The following is a 16,979-nucleotide window of genomic DNA, read 5'->3' on the forward strand; positions in this document are numbered from 1 at the left end:
AAAACTGCATTGGCAACAATGATTAAATAAAGGGCAAGATCGATGTGGTCAGGCCTGCGGTGTGTCGGCAATATCCACAATCCTGCGCTGTATCTCGTCCACCCAGACGTCGATCGGGCCGAGCGAACATCCCATTTCCAGCATGTCAATCAACTCAACAGGACCTGCGACCTCAAGTTCAATTTTGTCGGCGCCGATATGAAAGAAACTTTGGGATAGTCCGAGCTTATCGGCATGGCGACGGATCCACGGGATGAAGGAGTCTGCATCGACCTCGCCGAGGATCGTCATCCTCTCGCGCAACTCGTTCTGCCGTGACTGCATTGTCAAATTTCCATTGTGCGTGCCGCGATGACAGCATAGCGCCTCGATTCATTTATGAAAGAGGCAGGGCGGGAACGCTGTCAGCAATCGCAGCGATGCTATATCGCGTTTGCGTCGCGAAGGTCGATTTACGCTTTTGCATTGCAAACAAACTTGCTTACCGTGATAAAGCATCCATTGATCATCCGCATCGTCTCGGGGAGGAGGGGTGCCGGCGCCTCTCCCAATGCCCGTCCATGAGGCAGCGCATTCTTCGATTGCGGCTATCGGCCTGCTCTTCTGGATGCGCTCTATGGTCCCTTGCAATGAGTTCCCCAACAAATCAATGTGAAGGCTCTTGGTCTCCATTGGCGCAACGGCCGCTGGCGGACTGAGCAAATGCGTCCGCCTCTACCACTTCACGCGCAGGCCAGCGGTGCCACTAATCGCATAGCTGTCGCCGAAATCTTTCAGCGAGGATTTCGCGGCGACCTCGCCATAGAGCGAGTAGCGCTGGTCGCTCCAGTTGTAGCTGCCGCCAAGCGTCAGCCCCGCCCAGAGCGGATCATTCTTCGTTTCTAAACCGGTGCCGGAGACGTCGACGGCGGTGCCATCCAGGAACTCGCCGTAGAGATTGGCGCTGCCATAGACTTTCGCCAATGCCCTCTGGCCATCGGCCCGCCGCATTGTCTCCTCGTGGTCGAGCGCCACGCCGAGCCGGCCGACCAGGCTGTCGCCGTCGTCCAGCGAGACGCGGGTGCCGAAGCGATCATTGAACGTGACGAAGTCGACGGAGGAATAAATGAGCTGCGCCCGTGGCGTGATCGACCATGGACCGGAGGCTGCAAAGCGCCGTCCGGCCTCCAGGCTCAGCGCATAGCCGAAGCCGTTGTTGCCGCTTTCCATGGCGCCGTCGACGAGGTCGGATTTGAGATCGCTGTCATACCAGGTGGCCTGGCTCTGCGCGTCGACATAAAAGCCGTTGTCGCCATACCACGTCAGCGTCGCGCCCAACCCGAAGCCGGTCGTGTCGATATCGCCATTGCCGTAGAGGGAGCCGATATCGTCGGAGACGGTGCCGTAATGGACGGTCAGCCCGCCGATCAGCCGGCCGCTCTGATCCTGATAGAGCTCGCCATCCAGGCCGCCCTCCAGCTTGAACAGATCGTAGTCGTAGCTGTCGACGGTGGTGCTGCTGTCAGGCTCGAGGCTCGCATGCGTGCCCTCGGTGCGCAGCCATACATTCTCCAATCCCTTGGCCGATGTCGCCGCACCGTCGCCCGACCAGTAGCGGTCGCCGACGCGCTGCTGCAGCGTGGAAAGTCCGTTCAGGGCGAGCAGGAGCTGCGGATAGGCCTCGTAGAGCGGAACGCCGGGCTGATAGAGCGGCCCTGCGGCTGCGGCGGGTGCAGCCGGATTGATCAGTGCGGAGCGAAGATACCAGTCGCCATCACCGGGTGTCGCGATGCCGTTCTGGTAGAGCCGATAGGCATAGGCGCCGCCGACAACGGCCTGATTGCCCAGGAAGACGTAGTCTCCGAGCAGCGAAAAGCTCCCGGCCGAGGTGCCGCCGACATCGACGATCTTGATGCCTTCGACGGTGTGCGCTCCGCCGCCGCCGAGATTGGTGACACGCACATTGGTCGTGCCTGCCGTATTGCCGGTGACGACGAGACGGTCGGTCGGCGAGGCATCGCCGCCTAGCACGCTTTCGATGGCAAGGGTGCCGCCATTGCCGGTATAGTTGCCCGATATCGTCAGCGTGCCGATCGAGTTGCCGGGGGCGACCGTGCCGGAGTTGCTCACGTCGCCGATGATGGTTCCGCTGCCGCCGAGCCTGCCGAAATTCGTGATATCGCCGGTGACGCTGGAGGCCGCGCTGTGGTCGCCGACGAGCAGTGTGCCGTCATAGATCGTCCAGTCCGTCGTCACAGTCCCGTTGCCGGTCAGAAGCCATGTTCCGGCGCCGGTTTTTTCGAATGTGTCGAAGTTCTGGTATTGCCCGGCGGCACCGATCGACGACACGTCGAAACTGCCGGTTCCTGTACCGCCGAGGCGCAACGTGTCGGTGCGCGTGGTGCTGCCGACAGCGTTGCCGATAATGACCGAACCCGAATGGAGTTCGAGGGTCATGGCGCCTGCAGCCGTGCTCATGATGATGGCATCGGCGCCGCCGGCTCCGGCCTGAAGGGTGCCGTTGTTGACGATCAGTGCATTCGGCAGCTGGATGGTGATCGCTGCCGCATTGCTGCCGCCGACGATCGTCCCATTGTTTTCGACCAGCAAGGCACCGAGGGAAAGATGGACGCCTTCGCCCGAACCGGTGGCCCCATCGCCGCCACGGATCGTGCCGTTGTTGATCAGGGAGGCCGGGCTCGCGGCAGTGGCAAATGTTCCGAGGCTTACTCCCGCGCCACCGGGCCCCCCGGCGCTGCTTCCGCCTTGGATCAGCCCGTTATTGGTGATGGCGAGATCCCGGAGGGCATTGATGCCCTGGCCGCCGGCGGCAGCACCCGTGCTGACGCCGCCGGTCACCGTTCCGTTGTTCACGAAGGTCCCGGGTCCGGCAAATGCGACGCCTGAACTGGAGGTCGAGCTTCCGTCAGCCCCGCCGGTGATCGAGCCGTTGTTAACCAGCGAGGAGGGGATCAGGGTGTTATTGAACCAGAAACCGCGTTGGGCTGTATTTCCGGCGAGCGTACCGGAAAAGGTCAATGTCTGACCGTTGGTTGTCGTGGTCTGGAAGCCGGTCATGGTGAAGCCGTTGGTATTGATGCCGATCGGCTTAGTGATAGCGGGTAGAGTGGCAATCGGTCCCGTGATATCGCCAGTCAGCGTAATCGTCGCGCTGGCATCGCCGTCGGCATTGGCGGCCGTGACCTTGTTAAAGAAGTCGGTAGCGTCGCCGGCCGTGTAATCACCTGCCGACGCGGGGAAGGAGAGGCAGCATTGCAGTGCCAGCGCAGCGAGACTTGCGCCCGCAAAGAGTTTTGCTTTCCTGTCGACGACGCTGCCGCTCATGTCTGCCTCTGCAAAGTTGTTGTTAATATAAATACGATTTGAGGATGTACTTTTGTGCGCCGCTTCGGTCTGTCTAACAAGCGATCGGCTGATCACCGAGCGACCCTTGCTACGCCAAAGGCGACGGGTTGTTGCCGGGCGGCAACAAAACCGTCAAATGCGGACGGTTTTGTGGATCGATATGTTAGGGTTTTGGTAACCTCCGGGGCTGTCGCCGGCTCTCCCGCATTCCGTTGATGGCGCTAGGAGAACGACTGATGGTCGGATTGCATAACCTCAACAATGCGCTGAACCGTTAAGCGGAGCTCATAGTAATTTCGGTTGAATGCATTTCATCCCGCTTCTAAGTCGCTGAATTGTCCCCAGAAGGTCTCGACCTCTGGGGCCGCGAGTTCAATTCCGTCGAAGAGCTTAAAACGACGCGAGTGAGCGAAGACGACCGAAACCTGCCATTGCGTTCGTCATTCATTTGCAATTCTTCAGGCTCGAAATGGAGATGGCTATTGCTGCAAACGCACTCGTCCAAACCGTATGGATGCCGAAGTTCGGGATTGCGCCTCCGCCGTGCTTGAAAACATGGGCCTAACGGTATCGGATGCGGTTCGTATCTTGCTCACTCGGACGGCCAACGAGGGGTTGTAGGTAACGCGCAGCAGGGACGAGAGGTTTGCCCGCGACCGTGATTAGCGCTTGCCGAATGCGCGCAAAAATGTCTTCGTTGCCTCTCTTGCCATGCGGTCGACCTCCTCATCTGGAGTTGGACGGCCGATCTGTTGGTTGATCCGCAGGTCTGTTGCGAGCAGCGCCATGTACTGGCGCGCGGCAAGTGCCGGATCCTCTATATCGAGGTGGCCAGCCAGTGTGAGCTGTGCCAGGCGAGCCGCGATGGCAGGATACTTCTTGCCCGGTCCGTATTCCTTCCAGGTCTCAAACAATTCCGGAAATCTGCTGCCTTCGGTCTCGACGAGCTTGCGCAGCCAGCGACCATTCGGATCGCAGACCGCCTTACGCAGGAGCACCGCTGAAAATTCGGTCAGTTCCCTTTCGAGATCGATAGGGGCCACGGGAAATGTGTCCAACACGCGAAAGAAGCCAGCGCTCGATTTCTCCGTGATCTCCGCAACCACGACCTTGAATAGATTATCCTTGTCGCCGAGTTGATTGTACACCGTCTGACGCGACACGCCGGCTCTTGCAGCGATGGCATCGATGCTCGCCGCCGCGAACCCGTCCTCGGCAAAAACGTCTGCGGCCGCGTTTAGGATTGCCTGACGTTTGCTAGTGGCGGGCTGACTATTCTCGTTCTCGCAAGAAGCGGCTGCGGGCGAAGTTTTCATGACACCACCATATAGGACTTGACGGGTTGGACAATACTGTCCAAAATATTTTACAGGTCTGACGGAATAGCTCGAGAACCATCTCCGTCTTTCCGCCATCCCATCTATAATCGCCCACTTAGCCCCCGTCATATGCTTTCTATATGAGACTTCGCTTCTTCGCCCGGAGGATGGTGTGCGGGAAAGGTTTTTCCATGCAGAGCAAGAATTCCATTTCATCTCCAGTCGTCGGCGGCTCCCACCATGCCATCGTCCTTGGCCTTCTTTCTGCCGTCGGTCTCTTTGCCCTCGACATGTATCTGCCCGCGTTGCCGACGATCAGTCTGGATCTTCACGCTGATAGCCATGCAGTTCAGGCAAGCCTGATCTCCTTCTTCGCCGCCATGGCGGTGTCGCAGATTGTCTATGGTCCGCTGTCGGACATGTTTGGCCGCAAGCGGCCTCTGTATGTCGGTCTGGTGCTCTACCTTCTTGGCGCGATCGGCTGCGCGCTCTCCACCGACATTAGCTGGCTGGTCGCCTTCCGTTTCATTCAGGGCACCGGCGCCTGTGCCGGCGTCGTGATTGCCCGCGCCATCGTGCGCGACCTGCATACGGGGGCGGCGGCCGCGCAACTTATGTCGCGGCTTATGCTGGTCTTCAGTATCTCACCGATCCTGGCACCGCTCGCGGGCAGCATCGTGACAGTGTTCGGGAACTGGCGACTGATCTTTTGGGTCATGGTCTTCGCCGGCGTTGTCGGCTTCGTCGCGGGCCGCTTTTTCCTTGAGGAGACCCGTCCGGTTGCGGCTCGCAGTGAAAGCAGCCTCGGCGGCGCATTAAAAGCCTACGGGATACTCCTTAAGGACCCGTATTATCTCGGTCTAGTGCTTATGGCCTCCTTCGGCATGTCGAGCTACATGATCTATGTCGCCAACTCGTCCTTCGTACTCATCGGCCACTACGGGCTCTCTCCCTCGTTTTACAGCGTGGTCTTTTCGGTGAATGCTATTGGCTTCATCGGCATGTCGCAGATGAACGGCTGGCTTGCCCGCCGGATTGGTCTGCGCAAGGTGATTCGCGGTGCAGTTTCTGGTTATACGCTGACGATGTTGGCGCTGGCTGTCCTGATGGTCGGTGGCACCGATCGCCTCGACATCATGGCGGCCTTCCTGTTTGCGGGCTACGCTTTCCTTGGAATGATCGTGCCGAATGCGGCGGTACTGGCGCTCGAACACCACGGTCGCATCGCTGGTACGGCCTCGGCAATGATGGGGACGGTCCAGTTCATGACGTCGGCGCTGGTAGTTGGCATCAGCGCTATGTTTATGGACGGGACGGCGAGACCAATGGTGGTCATCATCGCCATCTGCTCGGCCGTTGTGTTCCTCCTTTCGATCGCAGTGCTGAAGAGCAGGTATGTGGTGGCGGCTCAATAGATCTTGGTGCCACCGATGACAGCGGCTCGTTGCAGGCCGCTCGCGCCGAAGCCTCTTCAGCCCGGGCGGAGTGCGCTTTCTAAAGGGGGTGACGCTTGGCGAAAAGGACCGTTGCTTAGCTGTTGTCGCGCGATTGATACGAAGGCGACGACCGCTAACTAGACCTGATGGGGCCGGCCATGGTCGCGGCCATCATCATTTGAGCGAGGCATCGCCGGTTCGTTCCTTTTAACTGCGGGAATTGAACGTAGCACGCGAACCTTCTGTCGAGAGGCTCAAAACTCCAGGTCAGGCTTGTCCGATGAGAGTGGCAGCCATGGGAAGGGGCATTGCGGTCACATCATTCTTCAACGGAACGCTTTCCTGACCCGGGTAGATAACTATGCGCCTTTCCGGCTGCAGATCCACGCATGCCTGGTAAAATCCTTTTTCGACCTTTGGAGAAAGACTGCGCTTGATCTCGATTCCCCATGGGCGCCCAGCCGGTGGTGTCAAGAGAAGGTCTATTTCCGCTCCGGCTGCTGTGCGATAGAAATTTGCGGATGTCCCCGCCGGAGCCGAAGCGATCATGGTTTCGACTGCAAAGGCTTCCCAGCTGGCGCCGGCAATTGGATGGCCAAGCAACTGTTCGGTCGTTCCCAGTCCGAGCAGGGCATGCGTGAGGCCGCTGTCGCGGACATAGACCTTCGGCGACTTAACGAGGCGCTTCCCGACGTTGGCGTGCCAGGGTTCCAGTCGTCGGACGAGGAGCAGATCGACGAGCAGGTCGAGATAGGAGGCGACGGTCTTGCCATCGACGCCGAGCGAGCGGGCAAGCTCGGCAGCGTTCAATAGGCCCGACTGATGATGGGCCAACATCATCCAGAAACGGCGCAGCGTTTCTGCAGGAATCCTTGGGCCGAGTTGCGGGATATCGCGCTCAAGATAGGTGCGGATGAAATCCTGTCGCCAGCGTAGGCTCACGCGATCGTTCGCCGCTAGAAGACTATCGGGAAATCCGCCGCGCAACCACAGTGTTTCGAGCTCCCTAGGAGGCACTTCCAAGCCGTCGATCGGATACATTTCGAGATAGGATATGCGCCCTGCCAGCGTCTCGCCAGATTGCTTCAGCAGGTCGACCGAAGCTGGACCGAGGAGCAGAAACTGTCCGCTTCGACGACCGGCGCGACGTCCTCGATCGATAAGTCCCCTGAGGTCTTGGAATAGGTTCGGCAAGCGGTGCACCTCGTCGAGGATGACGAGTTTGTCCTTATGCTGATCGAGGTAGAGTTCCGGTTCGGCGAGTTTTGCGCGATCCGCGTCGGATTCCAGATCAAGATAGATGGATGCTCGCTTCTTACTTACGTCCAGTGCAAGCGTCGTCTTTCCGACCTGGCGGGGTCCGATAAGGGCCACGGCGGAATTGGAATCTAGGAGCTCGTTTAGCACGGGTACGATTCGACGCGCAATCATCCTCGCATTTATGGAATGAGTTTCCAGAATTGCAAGGATAATTTGTTTGCGGGAGCGGCGGCTTTGGCTCTGCAATGGCCGATCTGTAGCGACTGACGACAGCGGCTCCGTGGGATTGCCCGACCACGCGCTCTCGACTTATCTCAATCCAGAATTTGCTTCATCGCAGCATCGGTCACGTACCAGGGTCTTACGACAGTAGCCGGGACACCGTTTGGATCAGTTTCTTCTCACTGTAAGGTTTGTCCAGAACAGCATCAAAGACGTCTGGGTGGGCGCGTCCAATGCTGCCTTGGGCCCCACTGACGAGGATGATTGGGATATGAGCCAGCTCGCCGTCCGCGCGCATCGCCTGCGCCAGCTCTAGACCGGTCATCAGCGGCATCATAAAATCGGTGATGACGAGGGATGGACGCTTCTCGCGCACGAGAGCGAGTGCTGTTTTTCCGTGCGAGGCGGAAGCAACTTCATAACCGGCGTCTTCCAGCATGATAGCCAGCACCTGAGCGATCAGAAACTCATCCTCGGCAATTACGATCAGTGGCATCTGCTTTAGCTCATGCTTTCTCTCAGACTTGTGGTTCGGAACTGACCGCGCTCGCCACTCCAGTTGTCGCTCCGGTCACCGGCTCAAGAGCAGAAATGACCTTCAATCCATTGTTGCCGAAGCCAAGCTCATGAATGACAGGTTCGTATTCCCTGTCCCTCACCTTCAACACCGAGATGGTGCGCTTGAAGCGGGAGTTGATCTCTACATGGCGCAGCATCACCAGATTATCCAGAAGGCTCGAAATTTCTGAACCGGGGGCCGTTACCGTCGGGCCGAAAAGATCGCGCAGTTCCCAGGTCGCAAGAGTAGTAACCCCTAGAGCGCGAAGTTCGTTCGTCAGGGCCGCAAAAAATTCAACGAGGCGCGAGGGATGGACCGCAGCCCGCTCGAAGCCTCCGAGCCCGTCGATCAGAAGGCGTTTGACGCCACGGGACTGGATCGCATCGAGAAGCCGATGACCGACCTTATCGAGGAGGTTCTCGGTCATCGGATTCCAGATCACGTCCAGGGCGCCCGATCTCATGGGCCTCTCGAGATCAACGCCGAGCGCTCGTGCCTTCCTCAGCAGGCGGGAAGGGGTTTCGTAGAACCCGAAATGCAGCGCCGGCTCGCCGGCGTTCGCCTGGCTCAGGAAATTAAGCCCCAATGCGGTCTTGCCGCATCCGGAGGGGCCGAACACCAGCGTCACGGAGCTTTCCGGCACTCCGCCGCCGAGCATGGCGTCAAAGCCGGCCGTTCCTGACACAACTTGTTTTGCGCCCGGGTCGTCGTCGATGGACTCCGTCGACTGGATGGCCTCAAGACGGGGATAAGCCACTAGACCCGCGGAGGTGATCTCGAACTGGTGATAGCCGCCAAGCCCGGCGCTTCCCCTCGACTTTTTCACCTGTAGGCGGCGTATGGTTCGCACACCGACAAGTTCATTGTGCAGCTCGATGACACCATCGACCATGGTGTGCTCGGGGCTGTCCTCAGGAATGCGCGTACTGGTCAGGAATAGGACGGTGCAGCCGGCGAAGGCAGCCTGGCTCTGAACCTCTGCCACGAAGGTTTTCACATCGAGATTGGTGTCGGCGCGATCACTGGCATTGAGGAGGCCATCGAAAACCAGCAGCGTTGCTCCCTGTCGGGCGATCTCCTGCCGGATAAGGCTGACGACTGCGGAAAGGCCCTCGTCGCGCAACGTCTGAAACACGCCGACGTAAGAGATGCTTAAGCCAAGCTGTGTTCGGTCAAAGAAGTCCAGCGTGCCCAGCGCCTGAAACAGACGATCATGGGTCTCCGCCAGCAACGTCACATACAGGACCTTGCCGCCGCGGGAGACGTTGGCAAACGCCACCTGGTTGGAGAAGATCGTTTTTCCTGCGCCGGGGTGGCCCTGGACGATATAGGAGGCACCTTCGACGAGGCCGCCGCCGAGGATGGTGTCGAGGCGGGGGATGCCAGTGGATAGTCTTGGGAGCTCTTGCATTGAGTGGGTCAACCGCTAGGAGAGAGTTATGGCACCGTAGGTCCCGCGCACGATATTGCAACAGCCAAGTCCTACAAAGTGCTTTATTTCACCTGCGGAGGAGCTATGTTTGTCGCGATGGGTGCGTGCCCCCCTCGTTCAGGTTCTTTTCGATTCAGATCCTGGGGTACAGAACGCCAATGGGAGACGGGGACTATGACGGGAAGGCGGCAGCGCCCAGGACGGGCTCGAGCGACTTGAAGCGAGTGTCAGGGCTTCGGCGGCCAGGGCAGATGCGGCGGCCTTTCTGGCGGCGATCGTTGAGTCCTCAGAAGGCTCCATCATCAGCAAGTCGCTGCAGGGGATCATTACCACCAAGCCGCCCCGTAAGAGCGACCAATTGACGATTACCGGTGATCCGGGTACTCGACCGCCGCCACACTCACCCTGACGAGGTGGCAAGTCGGAGGCCCGGTCAATACCCGTGACCGGGCCTCCGCCTTCGGCCAAAAATGACTGTCGCACCGGGAACTTTCGTAACGCCGCGAAGTATTATATTTGGGTCGCACGACGAAGGTTAGTTCAGCTCACAGTCTTCACAGCAGTCGGCGGCCCGTCCTAACTTCCCGACTCGCCCGCTTCGGCGGGCTTCTTTTTCCCCTCACGTGTTAGCGTTAGACACCCAGCCGGCATCCTGTTCTTCTCCTGGCAACAGGAGGCAAATCCATGAATTGTTTCCACATCGCATTGCAGCTCGACAGCGGGCTTAGCGGTGATTGTCATTCACTCGAACGGCGTCGTTCACACCGTGATGGACAGCAATGATTTCATGGATCTGATAGCCAAGGAGGCGCGCAGCGGGGCCTGACTCCGTGCGGGTGGTGGGGCGGCCCGAGCGGTAAAGAAAAGCTTTCCGCTGCATAGACTCCATCCGTACGGAAGCGTACAATTTACCCACCACCGGCAGATCTCGGCTTGTTGGCGCTGATGGCTGAGTGACGCGTGCACCCGCTAACTAAGTTAGGAAGGGGGCTAGCGTTGAGCCATCTGCATTTACCTGCCATTGATACCCTGAAAAAAGGTGCACGCGGCTACGCAAAGTCGGAATGCGACGCAGCTCGTCTAGTGGAGCGAACACTTCAGGTAATAGCTGACGATCCGTCCCTTTTGGATGGCCCCGATATCGATGAGGCCTTGCTTCATGTTCTTCACCACGTTGCGCAGCAAGATTTCCGGCCCACGTGAACGTGAACGATATCGGATCGGACTTGAGTCCGATTGACGCCAGGAGCGTCAGGGCTAGCTGGCCAAGAATGACGCGGATTGAGATCCTGATTGCGATTGCATTAACCCTGACCATGGTGTCTGTCGCCTATACGGTTGCGGAACTGTCGACGCTATTGGCCCCGTAGCTCCAGAACTTCCCTGGCTTTCGCATCGCAATTTCGGGGCGGGCGGCGCTGTCCATTTCTTCTGCTTGCGTTTGATCCTCTTCAACGGATTTGCGGTCAACTCGAACATCTTCCAAACGCGAGCGGTCTCCAGTTTTGGCCACGGGGGCGGACATTTGCCGAAACGACCCCATTTCGGCGGTACAGTGACTATCCGAACATGTACGCCGTTGAATTCGGCCTACGAATCCATTCACTACGACTGGCGGTTGTCGGTTTGATGCAACACCTCCCGCGCTTTTCAGGCGCTCCGAGCGTACTATCACAAAGGTCGTCGAGGATGCTGGTCTTGCGCGAGCGCCGTGCGCGGTTGATCGTCCAAACAATTAACGGATACCGCGGATGTCCTATTGAAGGGCCGGCCAGGACGACGACAGCGAAGAATACGTCACGGCCGTCAAAGCGTGCGCCGATGCCGTGGTGGGAAAAATCGGCATCGAAGAATTTCGGCAACCTTTCCTCAAGGCAGCTTCGAAAACAAACATCGCGACCTTGTTCCTTGCTTCCGGAAATGCGGCATGACGCGCTTTACGGCTTGCCATAATCGGTCTCACATAGCTTTCGTTTAGGGGGCCGCTGGACCGCCTCAATGCAATGGCGGTCTAACGCTTCGCGTTTCAGCATAATGAATGTCCCCAGATCCCCTGAAAGGACCACGAGCCCACACGGCGACAAGCCGATTGTGCTCATCGGAGAAGACGAATATTTGATCAAACGTAGTCTTGAAGAGGTCGTGGCGGACGCGGGTTTCGCGATCCTCGTCTTTGCAAATGCGGCCACGGTAATGCTCGAGTTCGAGAAGGACCCGGCTCACTTTTGCGCCTTGATCGGACCTGAGGATGCCAGGAAAAGCGGACGGCTGGGACTTCATCATGGGGCAGTCCTTCACGAACGTGCCTAGAGTGTCTGCGCCGTCCGTTCTGATGACTACGGTTTTTGGCATGCGCAACACATTTGTCGAGCAGCCAAACACTCAACTCTTGCAAGCACTTGACCTGCAGGCGCGGCGAAGACGCCCTCGAACAAGCCAAACGATGGCATGCTGGCTATGGGATGCACGAGATATTGCTTGCACATCTGCAGAACCGGCGATTGTAGAGGATGATAGCCAGCTTCGGATCCTGATCTACGGCAAGGCCACAAGTCGACCATGTTATGAGTAAAGACGTAGCAGACTCCTATAAAAACCAGGAGCGCGATCGCTCCAGCGATAGGCTGGACAGATTCACGCATTCAATGCAGTGCCGCCAAACGCTCATCTCGCCCAGTAGTCGTCCACAGTCTGTCGTAGATATCGCGTGAAGGTGCCGACGCAAATGTCCGCGCGAACCTTACTCGTCAAGCGAAAGCAGGATCCGTTCTAAAGGCATTAGGGTCGGATGACGCATCTTGGGAACAGCAGGGCGAACGATCGTTGGCCGCCAAAGGCTCTGTCCTCCCAAGCCGTACCTCCGCTTTCGCTAACTCCGCGCCGGCTGAAACAGTTCGACCAGGTTCCCGGACGGGTCAACCAGCAAAACCTGGGCTCCTCCTGGCCCGCGAACGACGTTGTTGCGGAACTGCACGCCGGCCGATCGCAGCCGTTCCACTTCGTTTTCGAGATCGTCGACGATCAAATGGATCCGGTTCCACCCTCCTGGACAGGGCAGCTCACCATCGGCCATCGGGCGGCCCGCTGAACTTGATGGCCCGCTCAAGAGCAAGCGAAGTGCGCCTCGCTGGACATCGGCGAAGGCAGGGGGATACTTGGAGATAACCGAAAAGCCCAGATGAGTGACATACCACTTGATCGAAGTTTCCACGCTTTCGACCATATAACGCACATTGACCGTCTCGTTTTCCATCTCGGCCTCGCCAGGTTCTGGAACGCCGGCAGGATAGCTAAAATTAACAGGGTAGGAAACTGGCTGATGCTGTCACTTTCGGGAGTGGTTCTGACGCGGGGCAGAGATCCGCTCAGAGGAACCTTAGCCCGATACCAGCAAGCGCTACAGGACTACTACCGCGGTGAGAAAAGACATCAACTCGTCAGCATCGATGCAGTTGTTACACCGTGACGCCTTCGGCGATGCAATCGTAGAGGCGCCGATCGCGCTACCCGAGCTCCAGCCGGAAGACCGTTTTCTCTTCATCCGACATCGCGGTGAGGGACCCTCCATGAGCCTTGGCAATCTCGCTCGCGATATAAAGCCCAAGGCCAAGCCCCTCCTTGCCGTCGCCGGCTTCTCGGGTGAACGGTTCAAAGAGACGGGTGAGGGCGCCCGGATGAATCGGGTTTCCGACGTTTTCGACAGCGAGTTCGAATCCAGCGCCGACCGACCCCGCGGAGATCTTGATCGGTCCGTCGGCCGCGCCATGGCTTATAGCGTTCGCAAGCAGGTTCGACGCAAGTTGTGCGATCTTCGGGCCATCGCAATCGACGTTGACCGCGAGCTGAAAATCGACCTCGATCTGCCGCTCGGGATGCGCGCCCGCGACTTCGTCGACCACCTGCTGAAGAATCGGGGCGAGATCTGTTTCCGTGCGATTGATTGGGATGCCGCCGCCGAGTCTGCCGCGCGCGAGGTTCATAACGTCGTCAATCAAGCCGGCCATGCGCCGGACGGCAGCGTCCATCAGCGGGATCACGCGCGCCTGCCGCTCATCGAGCTGGCCTTTCGCGAGAACGCGCAATCCCGCGGTGAACGCGGCAAGCGGGTTACGCAAGTCGTGCCCCAGAACCGCGATGAACTGCTCGCGTAAGACCGCGGTCTGGCGCTCGTCAAGGAGTGTCCCTTCCGCGTTTGTAAGCGCGTCGCGGGCCTGTTTTCGAGCCTGGCGGAGGTTCTGTTCGTACAGAAGCCGGTGGGATGCCCTGACGACGGCGATCCTGGTCAACACGGGACGACCTTCGGCGTCGCGACGCTCAAAGCCGTTGACGAGAACGGGGAGTTTGCCGCCATCCGCCGTCCTCATTTCCAGCATAACCTCCTCGAATGCACCAGACATGCGCAGCATTGGAGCAAGGTGGGTTTCGAGATAGATCTTGCCTCCAACAGTGAGGAGATCAGAAAATCGTTTGCCCACGACTTCAGCGGTTGTGAACCCCAGCCATGTCGCAAGGCGGCGGTTGACGCGGCTGACGATGCTGTCGGGGGTAATGATGATGTTGCCGACAGCGGTGTCTTCGAAGAGGCTTTCGTAATCATCCTGTGCTGCACCGCAAGCGCCGTCCCCGCACATTCAGGCCGCCTGACCCAAATAGGCCTCAATGGCCGCAATCGTTTCTTCCGGAGCACTCAGGTTGGGGCAATGGCCGGTCGCCTTCAGGATGACCAATTTACTGTTCGGGAGCTGTCGATGGACGTACTCGCCCACTTCGATAGGGGCAATTACGTCGCTTGAGCATTGGAGGATAAGCGTCGGGATCTCGAAGTCCTTTAACAGATCGCGACAGTCGGACAGAAAGGTCGCCTTGGCGAAGTGCCGGGTGATCTCGGGGTCGGTTCGGCAGAAGCTTTCCGTCAGTTCCTTCCCAAGTTCAGGTCTGTCAGGGTTGCCCATGATGACTGGGGCCATCTGTCCAGACCAACCGAGATGATTTGAATCCAGGAACTCCAGAAGCTCTTCGAGCTGCTCCTGACTAAAGCCACCGACATAGCCATCGCCGTCGACATAGCAGGGCGAGGGTCCGACCATGACAAGCGACCGGAAAAGATCGGGACGCTGCCTGGCGGCGATCAATCCGATCATCGCGCTAACCGAATGACCGACGAAGATGGCCTTTCCGATAGCCAGGGCATCGATGATTTCGACAAGATCGCCGGCGTAACCATCAAGCGTGCGGTATTTGTCAAATGAATAGGCAGACAAATCCGATTTTCCGGCGCCGACGTTGTCGAAGAGGACGATGCGGTAACGCTCCTCGAAGGCAGGGGCGACGTGACGCCACATGTTGCTGTCACATCCGAACCCATGGGCGAATACGATCGTCTCGTCGCGCGAGCCGCGTACGATGACGTTGTTTCTGTGCAAAATATCCATGAGCGACAACATAGTACATTTGCGAGAAATAGACACCGGCCCGATCCGGATAAGACAACGTACCGTGCATGCGCTGGCTGCGCGTTCGAACCCGCGCGCGATCATGGAGCCGCCAACCACCTCGCTGTTTCGACGGCCGCCACGGCCACAAGCACGGGGCGCCATTCTGGGGTTCAATTTCCGGCAAGGCGCTCGATTGGCTCGGCAAGCTCGATCCAATGTGGGCGATTGTCCCACCAATGAACATGATCGGGCGCAGCGAAGGACGGATCGGCGAATGTGCCACCTGCGATTATGACGGTGCCCGGAAAGTATGTTCCGGATCTCGAAAACCCGCCCCCACCGCAGATCCGGCAGAGGGCTTTCATCACATCAGGTTTAGTTTCGCCCTGTGGGTACCAAACGGAATACTCTCCGGAGGCGAGCCGGACATTCTCCTCACGGAACCAGACATTGTGCGCAAGAACGCTTCCGGATGCACGTTGACAACGCGTGCACGTGCAGGCGTGGTTGTGCACAGGATCGCCATCAACCTCGAAGGATAAAGCGCCACAAGTGCACTTCGCATAATAGGTGGGCATAGCCAGGTCCGGTTTTCCAACCCGTGTCGATCCCGACGACGCCGGGATACACCGCTTCTATCATAAATTGTCAACACCCTCGAAGGCAACAAACCTTTTCGGCGTTAATATGCGCTGAGACAAGTTGACCCGGGGGGCAATTCTCAGTGATATTTCCTGCACTCTCAGGTCAACTCAGCGCAAATTGACATTCTGATTTCTTCGCGGAGGGTCGCTCGTCATGCCACCGATGCTAGGTCCGACAAGAAGGGCATGGGAGGGAACATGAGACAGAACGGCGGCCAGGTTGGCCGCCATCTGGTCGAGCGACACCCGTTTGGCTGTCGATCGTCCAATCCCCGGCAAGTCCCACGTGGTCACCCGGTACATTTTCGACAGATCGCCCACCGCGTATTGCCAGACCGACTGGTCAAGCGACCATCCATGCGTCGGCAAAACAGGAGGAGCACCGATTCCGGACAATAGGTTTTTAAGTTTAGGTTCTCGCCATCGGGTCCCTTGATCATCATCCCGTCGTTGGCCTCGGTTCGTAGAGGAACGCCACCGCTCTTGGCGAACAACAGCAGTATGGCCGCTCGGCCGATGAAGGACCAAACCAGAAGGGGCATAGATGTAAGGAGGCGAACATGGTCGCTACCGCTCGAAAGTCGCAGCACAACGGTGGGATTGAGGTCGACAAGGCTGTCGTCGCCGACGTCCTTAAGGTCTTGGCGCGGCACAATCCCCGCCTCTCCAAAACAGCCCTTGCAGCAACAGGCAAGGTCGTGGCGGCGATCTCGGCCGCAACCGCGCGGCTGTCCGCTGAGCAGCAGCGACGGATTGCCGCCGACGAAAAGGAACTGGCCCAGGCTGTGGAGGCGGTTGTGGCTAGCTTGGCCGAAAAATCCGGTCGCAATCTCGAGGAGGTGCCGGTCGGAAAGCCCTTGGAGGTCAGCACCGGGCAGGGCCTCGGACAATCCTTGAACATCGAAGAGGGGCGTCGCCGCCTTGCCGAGTTTGCAACACCGGCTCGGATTGAGGAATGGGCGGGACCTGTTGCGGGTCCCGGCGACATAGCGAAGATGTTTGGCACGAAGCGGTCGACACTACACGATTGGCAGAAACGCGGGGCGGTGATCGGTCTGCTCAAGGGCGAGCGGAAACATGTCTTCCCCCTGGCCCAGTTTGTTGATGGTCGACCTGTCGAGGGCATGTCGCGTATCACGAAGATCATTTCCAATCCGCGCGTTGCCTGGCAGTGGTTGATCCAGACGAAGCCAAGCATCGGAGGAACGCCGCTCGACAGGCTCAAGAAAGGCCATATTGACGAGGTTGTGGATGCCGCTGCGCGGGATTTCGGCTGAACCGTGAAGCTCGATTCCAGCACCGTTGCCGATCTCGCGTTCGCGTTTCG

General features: G+C 58.6%; 13 protein-coding genes and 1 pseudogene. 4 read left to right on the plus strand and 10 right to left on the minus strand.

All coding sequences use genetic code 11. The features are described from left to right. Window positions 1–48: 48 nt before the first annotated feature. Entirely contained in the window at window positions 49–324 is a 276-nt protein-coding gene (locus FHX08_RS26760; RefSeq protein WP_184327913.1) for an acylphosphatase, read from the minus strand. A gap of 390 nt (window positions 325–714) precedes the next feature. Continuing rightward, complete coding sequence (locus tag FHX08_RS26765) at window positions 715–3,324, minus strand: autotransporter outer membrane beta-barrel domain-containing protein (protein ID WP_246698383.1); 2,610 nt, start codon at window positions 3,322–3,324, stop codon at window positions 715–717. A 502-nt stretch (window positions 3,325–3,826) separates the two neighbouring features. Between FHX08_RS26765 and FHX08_RS26770 the strand changes: the two are divergent. Then, window positions 3,827–3,960: pseudogene (locus FHX08_RS26770) on the plus strand (type II toxin-antitoxin system RelB/DinJ family antitoxin); the annotation flags it as partial. A gap of 47 nt (window positions 3,961–4,007) precedes the next feature. Here FHX08_RS26770 and FHX08_RS26775 read toward each other — a convergent pair. Beyond that, entirely contained in the window at window positions 4,008–4,793 is a 786-nt protein-coding gene (locus tag FHX08_RS26775; protein ID WP_312862197.1) for a TetR/AcrR family transcriptional regulator, read from the minus strand. A gap of 62 nt (window positions 4,794–4,855) precedes the next feature. On the opposite strand from FHX08_RS26775, the gene FHX08_RS26780 reads away from it, so the two are divergent. Beyond that, a complete protein-coding gene (locus FHX08_RS26780) occupies window positions 4,856–6,079 on the plus strand; it encodes a multidrug effflux MFS transporter (RefSeq protein WP_132657337.1) in 1,224 nt (407 codons plus the stop codon). A gap of 288 nt (window positions 6,080–6,367) precedes the next feature. Here FHX08_RS26780 and FHX08_RS26785 read toward each other — a convergent pair whose 3' ends face one another. From FHX08_RS26785 to FHX08_RS26795, 3 genes are all read right to left on the minus strand, one after another. Then, on the minus strand, window positions 6,368–7,531 hold the full coding sequence (locus FHX08_RS26785) for an ATP-binding protein (RefSeq protein WP_184327914.1): 1,164 nt from the start codon (window positions 7,529–7,531) through the stop codon (window positions 6,368–6,370). Between the two features lie 190 nt (window positions 7,532–7,721). After that, window positions 7,722–8,078, minus strand: a complete 357-nt coding sequence (locus FHX08_RS26790; RefSeq protein WP_184327915.1) for a response regulator — start codon at window positions 8,076–8,078, stop codon at window positions 7,722–7,724. Between the two features lie 22 nt (window positions 8,079–8,100). Further along, on the minus strand, window positions 8,101–9,552 hold the full coding sequence (locus tag FHX08_RS26795; protein WP_184327916.1) for an ATPase domain-containing protein: 1,452 nt from the start codon (window positions 9,550–9,552) through the stop codon (window positions 8,101–8,103). Between the two features lie 1,850 nt (window positions 9,553–11,402). On the opposite strand from FHX08_RS26795, the gene FHX08_RS31975 reads away from it, so the two are divergent. Then, on the plus strand, window positions 11,403–11,504 hold the full coding sequence (locus FHX08_RS31975) for a hypothetical protein (protein WP_312862199.1): 102 nt from the start codon (window positions 11,403–11,405) through the stop codon (window positions 11,502–11,504). A 938-nt stretch (window positions 11,505–12,442) separates the two neighbouring features. Here FHX08_RS31975 and FHX08_RS26805 read toward each other — a convergent pair. From FHX08_RS26805 to FHX08_RS26820, 4 genes are all read right to left on the minus strand, one after another. Beyond that, window positions 12,443–12,826 (minus strand): VOC family protein, encoded by a 384-nt coding sequence (locus FHX08_RS26805; RefSeq protein WP_184327917.1) that lies wholly within the window; start codon window positions 12,824–12,826, stop codon window positions 12,443–12,445. 250 nt (window positions 12,827–13,076) lie between these two features. Then, window positions 13,077–14,204 carry a PAS domain-containing sensor histidine kinase gene (locus tag FHX08_RS26810; protein WP_184327918.1) on the minus strand — a complete coding sequence of 376 codons (1,128 nt, stop codon included), beginning with the start codon at window positions 14,202–14,204 and terminating at the stop codon, window positions 13,077–13,079. Further along, a complete protein-coding gene (locus FHX08_RS26815) occupies window positions 14,205–15,005 on the minus strand; it encodes an alpha/beta fold hydrolase (RefSeq protein WP_132657544.1) in 801 nt (266 codons plus the stop codon). A 173-nt stretch (window positions 15,006–15,178) separates the two neighbouring features. After that, the gene (locus tag FHX08_RS26820) at window positions 15,179–15,586 is read right to left on the minus strand and encodes a GFA family protein (protein WP_184327919.1); all 408 of its coding nucleotides are present in this window, start codon (window positions 15,584–15,586) and stop codon (window positions 15,179–15,181) included. A 764-nt stretch (window positions 15,587–16,350) separates the two neighbouring features. Here FHX08_RS26820 and FHX08_RS26825 point away from each other — a divergent pair. Further along, a complete protein-coding gene (locus FHX08_RS26825) occupies window positions 16,351–16,929 on the plus strand; it encodes a hypothetical protein (RefSeq protein WP_312862200.1) in 579 nt (192 codons plus the stop codon). Window positions 16,930–16,979 lie beyond the last annotated feature (50 nt).

Source organism: Rhizobium sp. BK529, assembly GCF_014194105.1.
Classification (GTDB): domain Bacteria; phylum Pseudomonadota; class Alphaproteobacteria; order Rhizobiales; family Rhizobiaceae; genus Rhizobium.

Excerpts from the sequence above, each read along its gene's own strand:
- FHX08_RS26760 (WP_184327913.1), bottom strand. The coding sequence starts at position 324 with ATGCAGTCACGGCAGAACGAGTTGCGCGAGAGGATGACGATCCTCGGC.
- FHX08_RS26765 (WP_246698383.1), bottom strand. The coding sequence starts at position 3,324 with ATGAGCGGCAGCGTCGTCGACAGGAAAGCAAAACTCTTTGCGGGCGCA.
- FHX08_RS26775 (WP_312862197.1), bottom strand. The coding sequence starts at position 4,793 with ATGACGGGGGCTAAGTGGGCGATTATAGATGGGATGGCGGAAAGACGG.
- FHX08_RS26780 (WP_132657337.1), top strand. The coding sequence starts at position 4,856 with ATGCAGAGCAAGAATTCCATTTCATCTCCAGTCGTCGGCGGCTCCCAC.
- FHX08_RS26785 (WP_184327914.1), bottom strand. The coding sequence starts at position 7,531 with ATGATTGCGCGTCGAATCGTACCCGTGCTAAACGAGCTCCTAGATTCC.
- FHX08_RS26790 (WP_184327915.1), bottom strand. The coding sequence starts at position 8,078 with ATGCCACTGATCGTAATTGCCGAGGATGAGTTTCTGATCGCTCAGGTG.
- FHX08_RS26795 (WP_184327916.1), bottom strand. The coding sequence starts at position 9,552 with ATGCAAGAGCTCCCAAGACTATCCACTGGCATCCCCCGCCTCGACACC.
- FHX08_RS26805 (WP_184327917.1), bottom strand. The coding sequence starts at position 12,826 with ATGGAAAACGAGACGGTCAATGTGCGTTATATGGTCGAAAGCGTGGAA.
- FHX08_RS26810 (WP_184327918.1), bottom strand. The coding sequence starts at position 14,204 with ATGTGCGGGGACGGCGCTTGCGGTGCAGCACAGGATGATTACGAAAGC.
- FHX08_RS26815 (WP_132657544.1), bottom strand. The coding sequence starts at position 15,005 with ATGGATATTTTGCACAGAAACAACGTCATCGTACGCGGCTCGCGCGAC.
- FHX08_RS26820 (WP_184327919.1), bottom strand. The coding sequence starts at position 15,586 with ATGCCCACCTATTATGCGAAGTGCACTTGTGGCGCTTTATCCTTCGAG.